The organism is Niveispirillum sp. BGYR6 (assembly GCF_027568365.1).
In the GTDB taxonomy this organism is placed as follows: Bacteria; Pseudomonadota; Alphaproteobacteria; order Azospirillales; family Azospirillaceae; genus Niveispirillum.
The window spans coordinates 255,185-273,488 of sequence record NZ_JANLNL010000007.1 but is presented as its reverse complement, the minus strand read 5'-3'; the positions used below and the strand labels follow the sequence as shown (position 1 = coordinate 273,488).

The following is an 18,304-nucleotide window of genomic DNA, read 5'->3' as shown; positions in this document are numbered from 1 at the left end:
GGCGGATTCAGGCGGAAGCGCCTTGTCCCGGGGCACAAGGCGGGCTAATCCGGGTTTACCAAAGGCGTGGGACGCTGTAGGCCATCGATGGGCCGGCCGCTGGGCCGGGGCGTCGTTCAATCGGAGGAAAGCATGGCTGTTAAAGTTGCGATCAACGGGTTCGGGCGTATTGGCCGTCTGGTGCTGCGCGCGCTCTTTGAAAGCGGTCGGACCGATATCGAGGTCGTCGCTATCAACGATCTGGCCGACGCCAAGTCCAATGCCCATCTGCTGAAGTATGACAGCGTGCATGGCCGTTTCCCCGGCACTGTGGAGGTCGTGGACGGCAATCTGGTGGTCAATGGCCACACCATCCGTTCCGTGCAGCAGCGCGACCCGGCCCAGTTGCCCTGGGGTGAGCTGGGCGTTGATATCGCCCTGGAATGCTCCGGCATCTTCACCAGCCGCGACGCCGCTTCCAAGCACCTGACCGCCGGTGCCAAGAAGGTGCTGATCTCCGCCCCGGCCACGGATGAGGATCTGACCGTCGTTTATGGTGTGAACCATCACAAGCTGACAGCCGAACACAAGATCGTCTCCAACGCGTCGTGCACCACCAACTGCCTGGCCCCGGTCGCCTATGTGCTGAATAACGGCATCGGCATCGACCATGGCTTCATGACCACCATCCACAGCTATACCGGCGACCAGAACACCGTGGACACGTTCCACAAGGATCTGCACCGCGCCCGCGCCGCCGCGCTGAACATCATCCCCACCTCCACCGGTGCTGCCAAGGCCGTGGGCAAGGTTCTGCCGGAACTGAAGGGCAAGCTGGACGGCACCTCGCTGCGCGTTCCCACCCCGAACGTCTCCGTGGTGGATTTCAAGTTCGTCGCCAAGCGCAACACCAGCGTGGAAGAAATCAACCAGCTCATCACCGAGGCCGCCAACGGCCCGCTGAAGGGCATCCTGGGCGCCTATGCGGAGCCGCTGGTGTCCAGCGACTTCAACCATGACGCCCACAGCTCGATCTTCGCGCTGAGCGAGACCAAGGTCATGGAAGGCAATTTCGTGCGCATCCTGTCCTGGTACGACAATGAATGGGGCTTCTCCAACCGCATGGGCGATACTGTCATCGCCATGGCCAAGGCTGGCTGATTGACCCACTGATTTCGGCAGCGGAACGATTTCGTTGCGCTGCCGTAACGGTTGGGCGCCGTCCGTGTCGCGGACGGCGCCCTTGACGTTTCAAGCAACCGACGAGAAAGACATGACCCCCAACGAGATCGCCCGCCTGCAGGCCTATCTCCGCCGTAATTTCGGCAACGAAAAGATCACCGTGAACCCGCCGGCCAAGAAGGGCCAGCCCGTCGAAGTGACGCTGGATGGCGAGTTCATTGGCACGCTGTACCGGGACGAGGAAGATGGCGACGTCTCCTACGCCTTCAACATGTCCATCCTGTCCGAAGACCTGCCGAACATCGCCCCGGCCAAGGGCAAGTAAGCAAGGGGCCCGCACGGCATTGGATAAGGCCGCCCCTGCCCCCCTTCTGGGGGAGACAGATGGCGGCCTTTTTTCTGGCGGATTTGTTCTTGTTTTGATCGCATCGAAATGCGAGAATAGATCACAAGATGATCTTCTTGAATTTCACGTGGTCCCGCCCCGATGCACGCACCGCAAAGCCAGTTCACCCGCCAGGATCGTATTGACTGGCTGCGCCTGATTCGCACGGAAAATGTCGGCCCCATCACCTTTGCCCGGTTGCTGGAGCGGTTTGGCACGGCCACTGCCGCCCTGGCGGCCCTGCCTGATCTGGCCCGCAAGGGCGGCCGGCAACAACCGTTGCGCGTGCCGCCCAAGGCGGAGGTGGAGCGGGAGTTGGCAGCGCTGGAAAAACGCGGCGCCCGGCTGATCTGCAAGGGGGAGGCGGAATATCCCAGGCCCCTGGCGACTGTGGATGATGCCCCGCCCGTGCTGACCGTACTGGGCTTCCCTGGCCTGCTGGCGCGGCCCTGTGTGGGCATTGTCGGGGCCCGCAACGCCAGTATCGTCGGGCGCAAGATGGCCGAAAAACTGGCCCATGATCTGGCCGATGCCGGCTTCACCGTCGTGTCCGGCCTGGCACGCGGCATTGATACGGCAGCACATGAAGGATCGCTGGCCAAAGGCACCGCCGCCGTGGTCGCCGGCGGCATTGATGTGATCTACCCCCCGGAGAATGAAGCCCTTTATCGGGAACTGGCGCAACGGGGCGCCATCATCGCCGAATCGCCCCTGGGCACCGAGCCGCAGGCCCGCCACTTTCCCCGGCGCAACCGGCTGATCTCCGGCCTGTCGCTGGGCGTGGTGGTGGTGGAGGCGGCGTTGAAGTCCGGCTCCCTGATCACCGCCCGCTTTGCCGCCGAACAGGGGCGCGACGTTTTCGCCGTGCCGGGCTCACCGCTGGACCCGCGCGCCCAGGGCTGCAACCGGCTGATCAAGGAAGGTGCCGGGCTGGTGGAAACGGCCGAGGATGTGATTCTGGCCCTGCGCAATGCCAGCCTCTCCCCCCTGTCGGAACCACCGGGCGGCCTGTTTCGGGGTGGCCCCGGCGCCCCGGTGGATGAAAAAATGATGGATAAAGCCCGTGCCATCGTGGTGGAGAGCCTGTCCCCCACCCCGGTTCTGATTGACGAACTGGTTCGCGGCTGCCAATTGTCTGCCGGGGTGGTACTGACAATCCTGCTGGAGTTGGAACTGGCGGGTCGTTTGCAGCGTCATCCTGGCGGGCGTGTCAGCCTGATCTGACCCCCGTTATCCCTATCGTTACTGTATCCCTCGAAAGGCGGGTCGTTCAGTGGCTGGCAGTGTCGTCATCGTCGAGTCCCCGGCCAAGGCCAAGACCATCAACAAATATCTCGGGCAGGATTACACGGTTCTGGCCAGCTTTGGCCATGTCCGCGATCTGCCGCCCAAGGATGGATCCGTCCGTCCTGACGAGGATTTCGAGATGGATTGGGAGTTGGGGGACCGCTCCAAACGCCATGTGGACGAAATCGCCCGTGCCGTGAAGGGGGCTACCCGCGTCTATCTCGCCACCGACCCTGACAGAGAGGGGGAGGCGATTGCCTGGCACGTCCAGGAACTGCTGAAGGAAAAGCGGCTGGCCGGTCGGGAAATCCGCCGCATCACCTTCAATGAGATCACCAAGAGTGCCGTGCTGGATGCCATATCCAAGCCGCGCGACGTCGACCAGGAACTGGTTCAGGCCTATCTGGCCCGCCGCGCGCTGGATTATCTGGTGGGCTTCACCCTGTCGCCGGTGCTGTGGCGCAAGCTGCCGGGCAGCCGCTCGGCAGGGCGCGTTCAGTCGGTGGCCCTGCGGCTGATCTGTGAGCGGGAAGCGGAGATCGAAGCCTTCCGCCCACAGGAATATTGGACCATCGAGGCGGAATTCAAAACCCACGATGGCGCCACCTTCACCGCCCGCCTGACCCAGCTGGACGGCAAGCGGCTGGAAAAATTCAGCCTGACCAACAAGGAACAGGCCGAGGCCGCCCTGGCCCGCATCCGCCCGATGCTGTTCAAGGTGGGCCGGGTGGAACGGCGGGAGGTGAAGCGCAACCCCTATGCGCCCTTCACCACCTCCACCTTGCAGCAGGAAGCCAGCCGCAAGCTGGGTTTCGGCGCCGTGAAGACGATGCGCACGGCCCAGAAGCTCTATGAAGGCGTGGATATCGGCGGTGAAACGGTCGGCCTGATCACCTATATGCGAACCGATGGCGTGTCGCTGAGCCAGGAGGCGATTGACGGCTCCCGCCGGCTGATCGACCAGACCTGGGGGGCGGCCTACGTCCCGGAAAAGCCCCGCATCTACAAGACCGCCGCCAAGAACGCCCAGGAGGCGCACGAGGCGATCCGCCCCACCGACCTGTTCCGCCGCCCGGACCAGATGGGCCGCTATCTCGACAAGGATGAGTTGCGGCTCTATGAGCTGATCTGGAAGCGCACCATGGCCAGCCAGATGGCCAGCGCCATCCTGGATCAGGTGACGGTCGACATTATGAGCAAGGGCGCGGAAGCCGTGTTCCGCGCCACCGGCTCCATCATCCGTTTCGACGGCTTCCTGAAGGTTTATCAGGAAGATAAGGATGATGATGGGGAGGAAGAGGAGAACCGCCGCCTGCCGCCGATGAAGGATGGCGACGACCTGACGCGCGGCAATCTGAAATCTGACCAGCATTTCACCCAGCCCCCGCCCCGCTATACGGAGGCGAGCCTGGTGAAAAAGATGGAAGAGCTGGGGATCGGCCGGCCCTCTACCTATGCGTCGATCCTGCAGGTGCTGCAGGAACGCAATTATGTGCGGCTGGAGAAGCGGCGCTTTGAGCCGGAGGACCGGGGCCGGCTGGTCACCACCTTCCTGGAAAGCTTCTTCAACCGCTATGTGCAGTATGATTTCACGGCGGCGCTGGAAGAGAAGCTGGACGATATTTCCGGCGGCCGCATCTATTGGAAGGATGTGCTGCGCGATTTCTGGCAGCATTTCCGGGGTGCCATCGATGGCACCAAGGATCTGACCATCACCCAGGTGCTGGATGCCCTGGATGAGGCGCTGGGGCCGCATTTCTTCCCCACCCGCGTTGGTGCCGACGGGCAGCCGATCGACGTGCGCGCCTGCCCCACCTGCGGCAGCGGCAGGCTGTCGCTGAAGCTGGGCAAGACCGGCGCCTTTATCGGTTGTTCCAACTACCCGGAATGCCGCTATACCCGCCCCCTGGCGGTTGCTGGGGAAGAGGGCGAGGCCGATGCCGACCGCGAGTTGGGCCCCGATCCCGAAACCGGGCTGACGGTGGTGATGAAGCGCGGCCCCTATGGCGTCTATGTGCAGCTGGGCACGGAATCCTCCAAGGAGGTGAAGCCCAAGCGCGTATCGCTGCCGCGCGGCATGGAGCCGCAGGATGTTGACCTGAACAAAGCGCTGGCCCTGCTGTCGCTGCCGCGCAGTGTGGGGATGCACCCTTCCACCGGGATCGAAATCCAGGCCGGCATCGGGCGTTACGGCCCCTATCTGAAACATGGCGACGCTTATAAGAATGTACCGCCTGATGATGATGTACTGACCATCGGGCTGAACCGGGCGGTCATATTGCTGGGCGACAATCTGGCCAAGAAGGCAGTGGCAGGACGGGAACTGGGCAACCATCCCAAGGATGGCAAGCCGATCAGCATCGGGTCCGGTCGCTTCGGCCCCTATGTGAAGCATAACAAGCTGTTCGCCAGCATTCCCAAGGCCATGTCGTCGGACGAACTGACGCTGGAACAGGCCGTGGAACTGCTGGCTGCCAAAGCCGCGAAGGACAGTGCCAAGAAGGGCGCCGCCCCGGCGGAAGCGGATTCCACCGCGGAGGAGAAGCCGAAAAAGGCCCCGGCCAAGAAGGCAACCACCACCAAGGCCGCGACCGCCAAAACCGCGACGGCAAAGGCAACGGCCCCCAAGCGGGCCAGCGCGGCGAAAGGCGATGCGGCGGCAGCGCCCAAAAAGCCCGCCGCCCCGCGCAAGACGGCCGCCAAGGCGACCAAGGTAAGCGAACCGTTCTGACCCTTTACGGCGATGCGGGGATCATCCCCGCATCGCCGCCTACCCCGGAAGACCGACGGGACAGGGGCGATGCGTCCGTGTAACCTGGACTGACCCCTTCCGCCCAGGAACCGCCATGCGCCCCCTGCCCCTGATATTCTGCTGCTTCCTGACCCTGGCATCGGCACTGCCGACCTTGGCGGCGGATGGTGATGCCGTGGTCGGGGGACAGAACACCGCCGTCAACCCCGGCAAGCCCGTCAATGGCTGGGTCAGGCTGGATCGTCCGGGGGAGAATGGCAGCACGGTAGCGGCGGCACCCACAGCCGCCCAGCAACTGCCCATGGTGCCGCTGGCCGGGGATACGGCGACGGATCAGAAGGCCAAATGCCGGGTCCGCAAAACGGTGGAAGCCGGGGTGGCCATGGGGGCGGTCAGCGGCAAATATGTCGGCGCCGAACTGGCTTATGGCAAGGATGATCGCGCCATGGCGGGCGGTTATATGCCCAACCCTTGCCCGGATACGAATTTCAGCATGTCCGTCGCCGTCTCGCAGTCGGATATGGAGCTGAAACGCCGCCACCGCGACCATTACGATGGCGCCTATGATCCCTATCGCCTGGAACAGGATCGCTATAACGGTATCCCCGGCCCGCTGGACCGCTGACGGACAGGAACTGGTTAGCGCCGGCGTCCGCGTGACTTCATGGCCTGGAAGAAGGCCGTCACCACGGCTGGATCGAACAGGCTGCCCGATCCCTGTTCGATCATGCGCAGCGTCTCTGCCAGCGGCATCGCGTCCCGCCAGCTGCGCTTATGCGTCAGCGCATCATAGACATCAGCCACCGCGACGATCCGGGCGGCCAGGGGAATGGCCTCCCCCCGCAGGCCAGCGGGATAGCCGCTGCCATCCCAGCGTTCCTGGTGGCAGCGGGCAATCGTTGCCCCGAAGGAGAAATAGCTGCTCCCCTCCACCATGCGGGAGGCCTTCTCCAGGATGGCGGCCCCGCGCTCGCAATGCTGTTCCATCAACTGGCGTTCGTCCGCATCCAGGGGTTCCTGCTTGGTAATCACCCGGTCGGGCACGCCCACCATGCCGATATCATACAGCATGGCGCCCATGGCGATCTGGTCCAGGAAATCATCATCGATCACCCCGGCATAGGCGGGGTCGCCGCGCAGAATGAAGGCAATCTCCGTCACCAGCCGCGACAGACGCAGCACATGGTCGCCGCCGCCCTCTGGATCCTTATACTCCGCCAGCCCGGCCAGGGCGATGACGGCGGCCTTATGGGCCCGCTTCACCTGTTCATAGAGGTGGAGATTGTCAAAACCGATGGTGATCTTGGAGCCAAGCACCTCCGCCAGCTTACGCTCCAGCCCATCCAGCGGGCGACCGGCATGAACACAGGCTGCCGCATCGCGCCCATCCGCCGTGCGCAGCCAGATAATGACATCGCCATCATCATAATGATGGGTCCGGGTGCGCAGAACCTCCGCGATTCGCGCCGACAGCAACGGGTCAACGCTGCGCCCCATGGGCAGGCCGACCAGACCATGGTGACGCCCGGCCGCAGCCAGTATCTGCGCATCGGCCGCGGTACTGCCCCGCACAACGCAGACCAGCCCATCACAGGGCAGGTCCAGCACCCGCGCCAGTTCCCGCAGCACCGCCTCAGCGAAACTATCGATGGCGCGCAGGGCGAACAGGTTGCCCGAAGCCTCAATGATCCGCTCCATCCCCTTGCGGGAGCGGGTCAGTTCCAGAATATGCTCGTAAGAGCGCAGGGCCGCCACCGTGGCCGTACCCAGCTTCTGCGCCGTCAGCTCCGTCTTGGCCTTGTAATCATTGATATCATAGCCATGGATGACATCATCCTCCGGCGCCTGTCCCGGCTGGCCGGTGCGCAGGATGATGCGGACCAGATCATTGCCCAAATCCTTGCGGATACGCGGCACCAGACGCAAACCGGCATCATCGGTTTCCATCACCACATCCAGCAGGATGACGGCGATGCCCGGATCGTTGCTCAACACCCGCAACGCCTCTTCGGCGGAATAGGCGGAGAGGAACTGCGCCGGCCGGCCGCGATAGCTGAATTTCTTCATGACCAGCCGGGTCATGGCGTGAACCTCAGGATCGTCATCGACGATCAGGATCAGCCACGGGGGCAAGGGCGCTGGCACGACGGAATTGTCCGGCGTTTCTTCCCGAAACAGGAAGGCGTCGTCATTCATGCCCATATCCGTCCCAAATCCCCCCAGAGGGAGAGCGCTTGTTAAAGTTCGCCCGTCCCGAAACCTGTTCCAAAGTTATATCCGTCGGGAACGGATGATCCAACCTATTCCCGCATAGGCCGACATGTTACGCAAGCACCATAAAACAACCGCAAAAAGATGTATTGCTGTTGCCGTGCTGGAGCGGGCACCTCACATGCCTTAACCGACCAGAATCGAAACGGACCCACGATAATGACGCCATTCTCCCTTCCTCGTCTCCGCCCCTTGAAGCGTGCCGGCTGCGCCCTGCCCCTGGTGACCCTGCTGACACTGGGCGGCGTGGCACCCGGCATGGCTGCCGACAAGCCGCTGGATCGGCAGGCGGTGGAACAGATCGTGCGCGATTATCTGATCGCCAATCCGGAAGTGCTGGTGGAGGCCATGCACGCGCTGGAGGCCAAGGAACAGGCCCAGTCGGAGCAGGCGCAGAAGACCGCACTGACGGCGAATCGTGCCGCCCTGGAAAATAAGGGGCCGGTCGGCGGCAACCCCAAGGGCGATGTCACCCTGGTGGAGTTTTTCGATTACAATTGCGGCTATTGCAAGCGCACCCATCCGGAACGGGTGGAAGCGGTGAAGAAGGATGGCAAGGTCCGCGTCGTCTATAAGGAATTCCCCATCCTCGCCCCCTCTTCCATGGAGGCGGCCAAGGCTGCCCTGGCCGCCAACCGCCAAGGCAAGTATGAGGCGTTCCATACGGCCTTGATGAAGCATGAAGGCCGGCTGGACAGTGATGTCATCCGCGCCACGGCACGCGATGTTGGCTTGGATATCAAGAAGTTGGAAGCCGATATGGGCGACGCGGCCATCCAGGCGGAAATCGACGCCAATATCGCGCTGGCCCGCGAACTGGGTATTCGCGGCACCCCTGGTTTCGTCATCGGCGACACGCTGGTGCCGGGTGCCATTCAAACCGAACAATTCACCAGCTATTTCGCGGCTGCCCGTACGGCCAAGAAGGCCGACAAGGCAGGCTGACCTATAGGTAAGCCCGTGAAACCGGGTGTTTTATCGCGGCCATTGCCCCAATCCATGGCCGTGATATAACCGCCCCGCTTCCTTATGGTGACAATAGCGGGCGGCTGAACTTTGGCGATCCAACCTTCGATTCTTGTCCTGAACGGGCCGAACCTTAACATGCTCGGCACCCGTGAGCCCCAGATCTATGGGGCGGAAACGCTGGACGATGTCGAGGCCCTGTGCCAGACAGAGGCAGCGCGCTTAAGCGTGGACCTGGAATTCCGCCAGTCCAACCATGAGGGAGAGCTGGTGACCTGGATCCAGGAGGCAAGGGGCGAGCATGATGCCATTGTGCTGAATGCTGGCGCCTATACCCACACGTCGGTGGCCATCATGGATGCGCTGTCGGCGGTTGACCTGCCTGTCATCGAGGTTCATCTGAGTAACATCTTCCGCCGTGAGCCGTTCAGACACCATTCCTATGTGTCGATGGTCGCGCGCGGGGTCATATGCGGCCTCGGCTCGCACGGTTATGTTCTGGCACTTCAAGCCGCCTGTCGGCTGATCGACGCTGCGAACCGGCCGGGCGCCTGAGGCAAGCCATTGGATAAGGTTGAGAACACCATGTCGAGCTTCGATCTGGATGCCGAGTTCGTGCGGACCATGGCCAAACTCCTGGAGGAGTCGGGCCTGACGGAAATGGAATATTCGGAAGGCGAACGCCGCATCCGGCTCAGCCGCACGGCCCCTGCTGCGGCCTACCCGGCCGCTTACGCCATGCCGGCCGCCCCGCTGGCAGCCGCACCGGCCGCCGCCGCCGCACCGGCCGCTGCCCCCGCCGTGGCCCCGGCCCAGAACCCGAACGCCCTGAAATCGCCGATGGTCGGCACCGCCTATGCCGCCTCTGAACCCGGCGGCACACCGTTTGTGAAGGTGGGCGATGTGGTGAAGGCCGGCCAGACCGTGCTGATCATCGAGGCCATGAAGGTGATGAACCCGATCAAGGCCGCCAAGGGTGGCACCGTGACCGAGATCCTGGTCTCCGACGCGCAGCCGGTCGAGTTCGGCCAGCCGCTGCTGATCATTGAGTGATCGCACGATGAGCGCGAATACCCAGCAAGGGCTGTTCGACAAGGTGCTGATCGCCAATCGCGGCGAGATCGCTTTGCGTATCCACCGTGCCTGCCGCGAGATGGGGATCAAGACGGTGGCGGTGCATTCCACCGCCGATGCCGACGCCATGCATGTGCGTCTGGCGGATGAAAGCGTCTGTATTGGTCCGCCATCCGCCAAGGAAAGCTATCTGAACATCCCGGCAATCCTGTCGGCGGCCGCCATCACCGGGGCCGATGCCATCCATCCCGGCATCGGCTTCATGGCGGAAAATGCCCAGTTCGCCGATATGGTGATCGAGCATGGCTTCGCCTGGATCGGGCCGACGCCGGACCATATCCGCATCATGGGTGACAAGGTCACGGCCAAGAAGACCGTGATCTCCCTGGGCCTGCCCTGCGTGCCCGGCTCTGACGGTCCGGTGGACAGTTTTGAGACGGCTGCCAGCGTGGCCGACCAGATCGGCTATCCGGTGCTGATCAAGGCTGCCGCCGGTGGTGGCGGCAAGGGCATGAAGGTGGCCTTCAGCCGGGACGAGCTGAAGGAAGCCTATCAGCTGGCCCGGGGTGAGGCGCGTGCCGCCTTCGGCAATGACGAGGTTTACCTGGAAAAGTACCTCGCCAACCCACGCCATATTGAGGTGCAGCTGCTGGGCGATCACCACGGCAATGTGGTGCATTTCGGGGAGCGTGACTGCTCCATCCAGCGCCGGCATCAGAAGGTGGTGGAAGAGGCACCGTCGCCGGCCCTGAATGCGGAGGAGCGGGAAAAGGTCGGCTCGCTGGCCGCCCGCACCGCCAAGCTGTTGGGCTATCGCGGCGTCGGCACGATGGAGTTCCTGTACGAGAACGGGCAGTTCTATTTCATCGAAATGAACACCCGCCTGCAGATCGAACACACGATCACGGAAATGATCACCGGTGTCGATCTGGTGCGTGAACAGATCCGCGTCGCCACCGGGGCGCCGCTGGGCTATACGCAGCAGGATATCCGTTTCCACGGCCATTCGATCGAATGCCGCATCAATGCGGAAAACCCTGTCACCTTCATGCCCTCGCCCGGCCAGATCACCCAGTACCATGCGCCGGGTGGCCTGGGCGTGCGCGTCGACAGCGCGCTGTATGACGGCTATCGCGTACCGCCCTATTATGACAGCATGATCGCCAAGCTGATCGTGCACGGCAACACGCGTAACGAATGCCTGATGCGGCTGCGCCGTGCCTTGGAAGAATTCGTCATCACCGGGGTGGATACCTCCATCCCCCTGCATCAGCGCATCATCGCCGAGCAGGATTTCATCAATGGTGATTACGATATCAAGTGGATGGAAGGCTGGATGAAGCGTCAGGCCGAAGGCTGATTACGCCACGCCTGAAAACCGACTGAATGGAGGAACCCGGCCCGCACCCGCAGGCCGGGTTTTTTCATGCCAGCATCGGTAGCAACAGAACACAGGTCGGGAAGACCGCAGCCAGATGATCCATTCACCCACACATTCCATACAAAGTTTATAATTTCAAAAATGGCAATTAAAATGAACTTTTATAAATGTACAAATATTAATGAATCTGTATTTCTGTAAAATTATTACACATGAAACAAAATTGATCCGACATAAAATATTATAATTTTTTACTAAACGGAAAATTTATAACAAGAACACAATAGAATGTGGCTGTTTCGACACATAAGGCACAGAGTTTTTCAGTTTTCTGACGATAAGGTTGAATCGCCATGACGAGGGTGGCTCAATCCCCGGGCTAAAAATGAACAGCCCATCGGACGGGCTGCGGCAGAATACAAAAGAAAGTTGAACAATGATGATGAGCAATCGTACCCGCACGCTGCGGGGCCTGCTGCTGTTGGGTGTTGCCGTGGGCAGCATCGGCACGCTGGGGGCACCGGCCCTGGCCCAGAGCAGCAACACCGAAGAAGCCATGTCGGAAATCGTCGTGGTGGGTTCGCGTATCCGCCGCGATACGTTCAATTCCCCGTCGCCCATCCAGGTGCTGACCAAGGAAGACAGCGTTCTGGCCGGCATGAACTCCACCGCGGAGATGCTGCAGAATGCCGGCATCACCAGCGGTTCCGCGCAGATCAACAACGCCTATGGTAATTTTGTCACCAATGGCGGCCCCGGCGCCAACACGGTGGGCCTGCGCGGCCTGGGTGCTGGCCGCACGCTGGTGCTGATCAATGGCCGCCGCGTGGCCCCCGCCGGCACGCGTGGTTCCATCGGTTCCGCCGATCTGAACGTGCTGCCCAACGCCATGATCGAGCGTGTGGAAGTACTGCGTGACGGCGCCTCCTCGATCTATGGTTCCGACGCCATCGCCGGCGTGATCAATGTCGTCACCCTGAGCAATGTCGAAGGCGTGACGGTCGATGGGCGCTACACCCGCCCGGTGCATAATGGCGGCGAGGAAGCCCGCGCCTCCATCGTTGGCGGCACCAGCGGTGACCGCTGGAAGGTGGCCGGCTCCTTCGAATATTACGAGCGTGGCAACCTGACCCTGGCGGATCGTGACTGGACCCGCTGCAACACCGATTACCAGTTCAACCCGACCACGGGTGCGCGCCTGGATTTTGTCGACCCGATGACCGGCCAGCCCAAGTGCTACCCGATCTCCGGCACCGGTTCGAACGGCTCTGCCATCAACAGCATCGGCACCAACAACCTGGCCGGTGTCGGCGCCCCCGGTTCGGTGGGCAGCACCTTCAACCGCTGGCGCCCGAATGGTGCCGTCTCCACCGGGCTGGTCGGCTTTGAAGGTGTGGGCGGTGGTGCCAACAACCTGAATGTGCGCGACACGTTCGCGCCGGAAATGCTGAACCGGTCGCTGATTTCCCCGGTGAAGACCTATACCGGCTTCGGTCAGGCCTCCTACGAGCTGGAAGCCCTGGGCAACGCCGAGGTCTATACCGAGGCGCTGTATAACCGCCGCGAATCCACCCAGACCAGCTATCGCCAGCTGGCCCTCGATTATGCCAAGGGCAGCCTGCTGATCCCGACCGGGCTGCAGGGCTCGACCTTCTCCTCCGTGGCGAACGCGCTGACCAACAAGGCCCCCGTCGGCGTTCGCGCCTTCATCGGCTTCGGCAATGACCGCAGCGAGCAGGATGTCGATTTCTACAAGTCCACCACGGGTATCCGCGGCGATTTCACCCCGCTGGATGGCTGGCGCTATGACCTGTCCTTCAGCTATTCCAAGTCTGACGCGACATATCGTCAGCAGTCCTTCCTGACCGATCGTCTGGCACAGAGCCTGAACGTCGTTGCCGCCCCGGCCGGCTTCAATGCGTCACTGGTGCGTCCGGGCGCCAATGGCGGGCTGGTCACCTGTGCCGCCAATATCGCCAACCCGTCGCTGGGCTGCATCCCGGCCCCGGTGCTGAACACGGCGACCATTGGCGGCAAGCTGCCGCAGGACTGGTCCAACCAGGTGTTCCAGACCGTGACCGGCCACACGAAGTATGACGAGAAGGTCGCTTCGCTGGGTCTGGACGGCCCGCTGTTCACCGTCCCGGCCGGTACGGTGCAGGGTGCCTTCGGTGCCGAATATCGTGAAGCCAAGATCGACGATACGCCGGACATCAACAGCCAGACCGCCAACCTCTATAACCTGACCTCGTCGGCCCCGACCCGCGGCACGGACAAGGTGTATGAGCTGTTTGGCGAAGTGGAAGTGCCGGTTCTGGCCAATCTGCCGCTGGTGGAAGAGCTGACGGTGACCGGTTCTGGCCGTTACACCGAGTATGATTCCTACGGTTCGGACTGGACCTATAAGGTGGGCGGTGTCTATGCGCCGACCAGCTGGATGTCGCTGCGCTCCTCCTACGGCACCTCGTTCCGCGCCCCGGCGCTGTTCGAACAGTTCCTGGGCACAACAACGGCCTTCCTGTCCTCGCAGAGCGACCCCTGCAACAATTATGGTGCCGCCGGCAAGACAGCGACCCTGCGGGCCAATTGTGCTTCTGAGGGGATCGGCCCGGATTATCAGGCCACCAACGGCGTTCAGGTCAATTCCGGCGGCGGTTCGGGCACCGGCCTGGAAGCCGAAACCTCCAAGAACTTTACCGCCGGTCTGATCCTGCAGCCGGAACTGCCGGGTGAGTTCGGCCGCTTCTCCTTCGCTGTCGATTATTTCGATATCAAGATCGACAACAGCGTGGAGCGTATCGGCGGTACGGAAATCCTGGGTCGCTGCTATGAATCGGCGGATTTCCGCCGTGGCAGCAACCTGTGCCGTCTGGTCTCCGCCCGTGCCGCCGGCACCAATGCGCTGACCGTTTCCGACAGCTACACCAACATCGCCTCCTCCCTGACCCGTGGTCTGGACTTCACGGCCCGGTATAATGTTGAAGCGGGCCCCGGCGATCTCGGGTTGAACGGGACGCTGACCTACTTCATCGATCAGAAGTCAAAGACCTTCAGCGATCAGCCCTTCATCGAATATAACGGCACCCTGAACCAGCCGAAATATTCGCTGAATGCTGACCTGACCTATAAGATCGAGGAATGGAGCTTCCGTTACGGCTTTGAATGGATCTCCGGCACGGACAGCTACGATCTGTTGGATCTGAACCCGGCCACGGATCCGCGGATCGCCAAGGTCAGCGACTATGACCTGCATCACCTGTCGATGCAGTATAAGGGCGAGGACTGGAGCGTCACCGCCGGCGTGCGCAACATCTTCGACCGCGATCCGCCGAAGATTTCTGCTGGTCTGACCGGTACCTACGCTTCCTACAGCCGCGTCGGCAACTCCCCGCTTTACAGCGGTTACGATTATGTTGGCCGCCGCGTCTTCATCAACCTGAGCAAGAGCTTCTGATCAGGTTGAAAGGCATTTGGGGGCGACGGTCAGGCCGTTGTCCCCAACCAACTTGTACCCCGCCGGGCGACCGGCGGGGTTTTTCTTTGCCGTTGCGGCGCCCAAGAAAAAAGCCGCCCCGACAGGGACGGCTTTCTTATCAAACCCGATGATCCGGCCCCCAGTGAAGGCCGGATCAAGGAGATCAGGATCAGAAGTTGTAGACCACGCCTGCGTAGAAGAAGCGGCCACGGTTCTGATAGATACCGGAGCCTTCGCCCGTGCCAGTCAGACCAAACGGCGGCTCCTTATCGAAGACATTATCCACACCGGCATAGACATTCAGCCCTTCATTGATGTCATAGCCGACGCGAACATCATGATAGAACACGCTCGGGTACCAGCGATCGGTCGCATAATCGGCATCCTGCGGCGGACGCCCCTGTACAGACTTGATGGCTTCGATGTCCGGAGAAATCGACATCTTGCCGATATACTGCAACTGGTAACCGAAGGTGAAGCCTTGGGTCTTGTACTTGGCCGAGAACTGGCCGCTCCACTTCGGGTCACCCAATTCCAGCAGAACCTGATCCTTGAAGTTCGGATCAAGCACATTGGGGTAGTTGTTGCGCAGGATCGTGTAGGTGGCGATCGCCTGCAGCTCCAGGGTGCCCAGATCGCCAATATCAGTGTTGTAGCTGGTATCGAAATCGATACCGCGCGACGTCCGCTTGGCGTAGTTCAGGGAGGATTGCAGAATGCCACCGGGCACGAAATAGAAGGCGTTGCTCTCACCCGTGCGGGGATCCTTGCTGCCAGCCGGCTGACGCTGAATCAACTGGCAGAACGCATTATTAAGCGAGGCGGCGTCATAGCACAGATTCACAATGTCCTGCACATCAACGGACTCGATAACATCATCGACCTTGATGTCAAAATAGTCCGCTGCAAAGGTGAAGCCGGGGATGATATCCGGCGTCAGGACGAAACCCAGCGTCGTCGCCTTGGACTTTTCTTCCGTCAGGTTGGGATTGCCCCCCGAACGGATTTCCGCTGTCTGTAGACGCGCCAATTCATTGACGAAGCCTGCCGGAATACCAGCAGCTGCACAATTGGTCGGACGGGATGACGTACCGGAGCTGATGAAGTTCACATCACAGGGATCGTTAATGGAAGCGAAGCTCTGCGTCGGAGAGGAATAAAGTTCGTCCTGATTGGGGGCACGCACAGCAACCGAGTAATTGCCGCGGAAACGGATCCAGGAATGCGGGGACCAGGTACCACCTGCGTTCCAGGCGAGAGTCGAACCTGTGCTGCCCTTATAGTCAGAATAGCGTACCGCACCCTGGGCCGACAGCTCCTCTGCGAAAGGCAGATCCTTCAGCAGCGGCACATTGATTTCGCCATAGGCTTCCTTCACCTCGAAAGAGGGCGGATCGAAGATTGGAATGGCGTTCAAGAAGGTGCCACCATCGCGCACCAGCTGGTCATATTCCTGATAGGCTGTCTGGCGACGATATTCACCGCCCACGGCAAAGCCGACCGGGCCGGCCGGCAGCTCAAACAGGTCGGAGCTGTCACCGCTGAGGAAGCCGCCGGCAACAAACTGCGTCTGTTTACCCGTCGCCTTGGACTGGGTCATCACATAATTGCGGGCAGCCCCCGTCATGGCGCCTTCGCCAAACGGATTTAGCGGAACGCAGTTTGCCACATCGTCCGCCAGATACTTTTGCAGTTCCGGCGCCAAGGCTTCCCGCGCCGACGGATCGACCGTCACCCGGCAGACAATTTTGCCGCTGGCATCACGGACGGCGTCAGTGGCAAACGCAAAGCGCTGCTCGACACGGTTGCCGCCGGACAGCAGCGTCTTCTTCTGATGACCGTAATTCAGGGAGAATTCGTAGTTCCAGTCATTATTGAATTCGCCGCGGACACCCACCACACCGCGATAGGTTTCACGCGTGATGTCTTCCACGCGGCTGCCCAAATCGAGGTTGTTGCGATTCAAGGAGAAGGTCCGCGACGGCGAGGTGCCGGGCACAATGCTGTTCAGCAGCGTGCGGGCCTGGCTGCTAAGATAGGGATTGTCCAGGCCCAGGATCAGGTCGCTCTGATTGAAACTGGGGCTGGATTCCTGCGTCACCTGATTGCGCACGAACTTCGCTTCGAAGAACGGCACGAAGGCGTCGGAAATGGTATAATGGCCGACCGCATTGACCGCCATACGCCGGATTTCCGGCTGCAGCTGGCCATAGCGGCGCAGCGTGGTGCCATCGCCGCCGTCAGTAGTATTGGCGTTGGGACGGAAATCCCGTGAGCCATAATCGGCTTCAGCCAGAGTGCCATCGGGGCGGAAACGATAGACGCGGGCAATATTTGAACCCGGCTTGCAACGCAGGTCACGAGCAGCACCGGTCAGGGAAGCGGGACAACCCGGAATAACCGAACCGCCTTCGCTCAACAGCACACTGTGCATGTCGCGCACGAAGATGCGATCCGGAATGCCGTCCGTACCGCCTGGCTCATTGGCGGGGCTTTCATTGATCACAAATGCCTGACGAGACCGCGTCCAGTCGCGGTCCTTCATCTTGATCTGCTTCTGCTTGGCCTGTTCAACGGAAAGGGCGATATTGCCCTTGTCATTGTCGAAATTGGTGCCCAGCGTGGCACTGACGAAATAGCTGTCCCCACCCGGATCTTCCGGCGAACCATATTGGGCGCGAACCTTCGCACCCTCAAAATCATTCTTCAAAACAAAATTCACCACGCCGGCGATGGCGTCAGAACCATAAATGGCAGAGCTGCCGCCCGTCACCACATCCACCCGCTCAATCAGATCGGTCGGGATCATGTTGACGTCGACTTCGTTGGTCCCCTCAAGCGCCCCGATATGGCGGCGGCCATTCTGCAGCACCAGCGTGCGGCTGGTGCCCAAGCCACGCAAATCAAGCAGGTTCAAGCCGGAAGTACCGATGAAACGGCTGGAGTTGCCGGTGCTGAAGGTGGAGCGCAGGGCCGGCAGATCGTTCAGCACATCACCGACGGAAACGGTGCCGGTTTCAGAGAAAGCCTCCGCCGGAACAGAGGTCACAGGCACCGCCGAATCCACATTCGGGCGGCGGATGCGCGAACCCGTCACCACGATTTCTTCAATGGGCTGCGTCGCCGCACTGGTCGGCGCGCTTTGCTGCGCCTGTGCCGGCAGTGCAGTCACCAAACCTGCCGCCACACCGGCAAGCAGGACGGAACGGAAACGCCGTGCCGTCGGAATGTACTGGATCGCCATGATTATATACCCCGTTATTTTTGGTTCCCATCCGCAGCAAGGTGGTTCCCGATCCACCAACCATGCAGGCAGGTCATGGCAGTTAACTCCGGAAAGAAAATAACGACAAGAAGTGCGTAACCAATTCGTAAAAGTGGTTTTGACCTGTTGCATTGTTGCAATAATTTCGCCTTGATATAATTTTGTTACGTCACCGCCCTAAAATTGAAATTAAATTTCATTTTTGTTCAGGTAAATGCTATTTTATTTTTACGCGCCGGGACGCACGCTACGCGTGCTCTCTCCCCAGGAAAGAAAGCATCGACATG

At 61.2% G+C, this 18,304-nt stretch carries 12 protein-coding genes; 10 read left to right on the top strand and 2 right to left on the bottom strand.

Annotated features, from left to right (window positions below; genetic code table 11):
* Positions 1–132 precede the first annotated feature (132 nt).
* The 5 genes from gap (at position 133) to PCJ49_RS16280 (ending at position 6,210) form a co-directional block, all read left to right on the top strand.
* The gene (gene gap, locus PCJ49_RS16300) at positions 133–1,140 is read left to right on the top strand and encodes a type I glyceraldehyde-3-phosphate dehydrogenase (protein ID WP_269911850.1); all 1,008 of its coding nucleotides are present in this window, start codon (positions 133–135) and stop codon (positions 1,138–1,140) included.
* 112 nt (positions 1,141–1,252) lie between these two features.
* The gene (locus PCJ49_RS16295; RefSeq protein WP_089289899.1) at positions 1,253–1,486 is read left to right on the top strand and encodes a DUF3126 family protein; all 234 of its coding nucleotides are present in this window, start codon (positions 1,253–1,255) and stop codon (positions 1,484–1,486) included.
* 162 nt (positions 1,487–1,648) lie between these two features.
* A complete protein-coding gene (dprA, locus tag PCJ49_RS16290) occupies positions 1,649–2,770 on the top strand; it encodes a DNA-processing protein DprA (protein ID WP_269911849.1) in 1,122 nt (373 codons plus the stop codon).
* Positions 2,771–2,819: 49 nt separating this feature from the next.
* The gene (gene topA, locus PCJ49_RS16285) at positions 2,820–5,564 is read left to right on the top strand and encodes a type I DNA topoisomerase (protein WP_269911848.1); all 2,745 of its coding nucleotides are present in this window, start codon (positions 2,820–2,822) and stop codon (positions 5,562–5,564) included.
* A gap of 115 nt (positions 5,565–5,679) precedes the next feature.
* Complete coding sequence (locus PCJ49_RS16280) at positions 5,680–6,210, top strand: hypothetical protein (RefSeq protein ID WP_269911847.1); 531 nt, start codon at positions 5,680–5,682, stop codon at positions 6,208–6,210.
* A 14-nt stretch (positions 6,211–6,224) separates the two neighbouring features.
* Here the strand turns inward: PCJ49_RS16280 and PCJ49_RS16275 are convergent, their stop codons facing one another.
* The gene (locus PCJ49_RS16275; protein ID WP_269911846.1) at positions 6,225–7,781 is read right to left on the bottom strand and encodes a DUF3369 domain-containing protein; all 1,557 of its coding nucleotides are present in this window, start codon (positions 7,779–7,781) and stop codon (positions 6,225–6,227) included.
* Between the two features lie 234 nt (positions 7,782–8,015).
* Between PCJ49_RS16275 and PCJ49_RS16270 the strand changes: the two genes are divergently transcribed.
* The 5 genes from PCJ49_RS16270 to PCJ49_RS16250 all read left to right on the top strand — a co-directional run bounded on the left by PCJ49_RS16270 (position 8,016) and on the right by PCJ49_RS16250 (position 14,731).
* On the top strand, positions 8,016–8,801 hold the full coding sequence (locus tag PCJ49_RS16270; protein ID WP_269911845.1) for a DsbA family protein: 786 nt from the start codon (positions 8,016–8,018) through the stop codon (positions 8,799–8,801).
* A gap of 111 nt (positions 8,802–8,912) precedes the next feature.
* Positions 8,913–9,377, top strand: coding sequence for a type II 3-dehydroquinate dehydratase (gene aroQ / locus PCJ49_RS16265; RefSeq protein WP_269911844.1), 465 nt, complete (start codon positions 8,913–8,915; stop codon positions 9,375–9,377).
* 30 nt (positions 9,378–9,407) lie between these two features.
* Positions 9,408–9,875 carry an acetyl-CoA carboxylase biotin carboxyl carrier protein gene (gene accB / locus PCJ49_RS16260; protein ID WP_269911843.1) on the top strand — a complete coding sequence of 156 codons (468 nt, stop codon included), beginning with the start codon at positions 9,408–9,410 and terminating at the stop codon, positions 9,873–9,875.
* A 31-nt stretch (positions 9,876–9,906) separates the two neighbouring features.
* Positions 9,907–11,256 (top strand): acetyl-CoA carboxylase biotin carboxylase subunit, encoded by a 1,350-nt coding sequence (accC, locus tag PCJ49_RS16255; RefSeq protein WP_089289934.1) that lies wholly within the window; start codon positions 9,907–9,909, stop codon positions 11,254–11,256.
* A gap of 457 nt (positions 11,257–11,713) precedes the next feature.
* On the top strand, positions 11,714–14,731 hold the full coding sequence (locus tag PCJ49_RS16250) for a TonB-dependent receptor (RefSeq protein WP_269911842.1): 3,018 nt from the start codon (positions 11,714–11,716) through the stop codon (positions 14,729–14,731).
* A 190-nt stretch (positions 14,732–14,921) separates the two neighbouring features.
* On the opposite strand, the gene PCJ49_RS16245 is transcribed toward PCJ49_RS16250, so the two are convergent.
* Positions 14,922–17,996 (bottom strand): TonB-dependent receptor, encoded by a 3,075-nt coding sequence (locus PCJ49_RS16245; protein WP_269911841.1) that lies wholly within the window; start codon positions 17,994–17,996, stop codon positions 14,922–14,924.
* Between the last annotated feature and the right edge of the window lie 308 nt (positions 17,997–18,304).

Excerpts from the sequence above, each read along its gene's own strand:
- gap (WP_269911850.1), top strand. The coding sequence starts at position 133 with ATGGCTGTTAAAGTTGCGATCAACGGGTTCGGGCGTATTGGCCGTCTG.
- PCJ49_RS16295 (WP_089289899.1), top strand. The coding sequence starts at position 1,253 with ATGACCCCCAACGAGATCGCCCGCCTGCAGGCCTATCTCCGCCGTAAT.
- dprA (WP_269911849.1), top strand. The coding sequence starts at position 1,649 with ATGCACGCACCGCAAAGCCAGTTCACCCGCCAGGATCGTATTGACTGG.
- PCJ49_RS16280 (WP_269911847.1), top strand. The coding sequence starts at position 5,680 with ATGCGCCCCCTGCCCCTGATATTCTGCTGCTTCCTGACCCTGGCATCG.
- PCJ49_RS16275 (WP_269911846.1), bottom strand. The coding sequence starts at position 7,781 with ATGAATGACGACGCCTTCCTGTTTCGGGAAGAAACGCCGGACAATTCC.
- PCJ49_RS16270 (WP_269911845.1), top strand. The coding sequence starts at position 8,016 with ATGACGCCATTCTCCCTTCCTCGTCTCCGCCCCTTGAAGCGTGCCGGC.
- accB (WP_269911843.1), top strand. The coding sequence starts at position 9,408 with ATGTCGAGCTTCGATCTGGATGCCGAGTTCGTGCGGACCATGGCCAAA.
- PCJ49_RS16250 (WP_269911842.1), top strand. The coding sequence starts at position 11,714 with ATGATGATGAGCAATCGTACCCGCACGCTGCGGGGCCTGCTGCTGTTG.
- PCJ49_RS16245 (WP_269911841.1), bottom strand. The coding sequence starts at position 17,996 with ATGGCGATCCAGTACATTCCGACGGCACGGCGTTTCCGTTCCGTCCTG.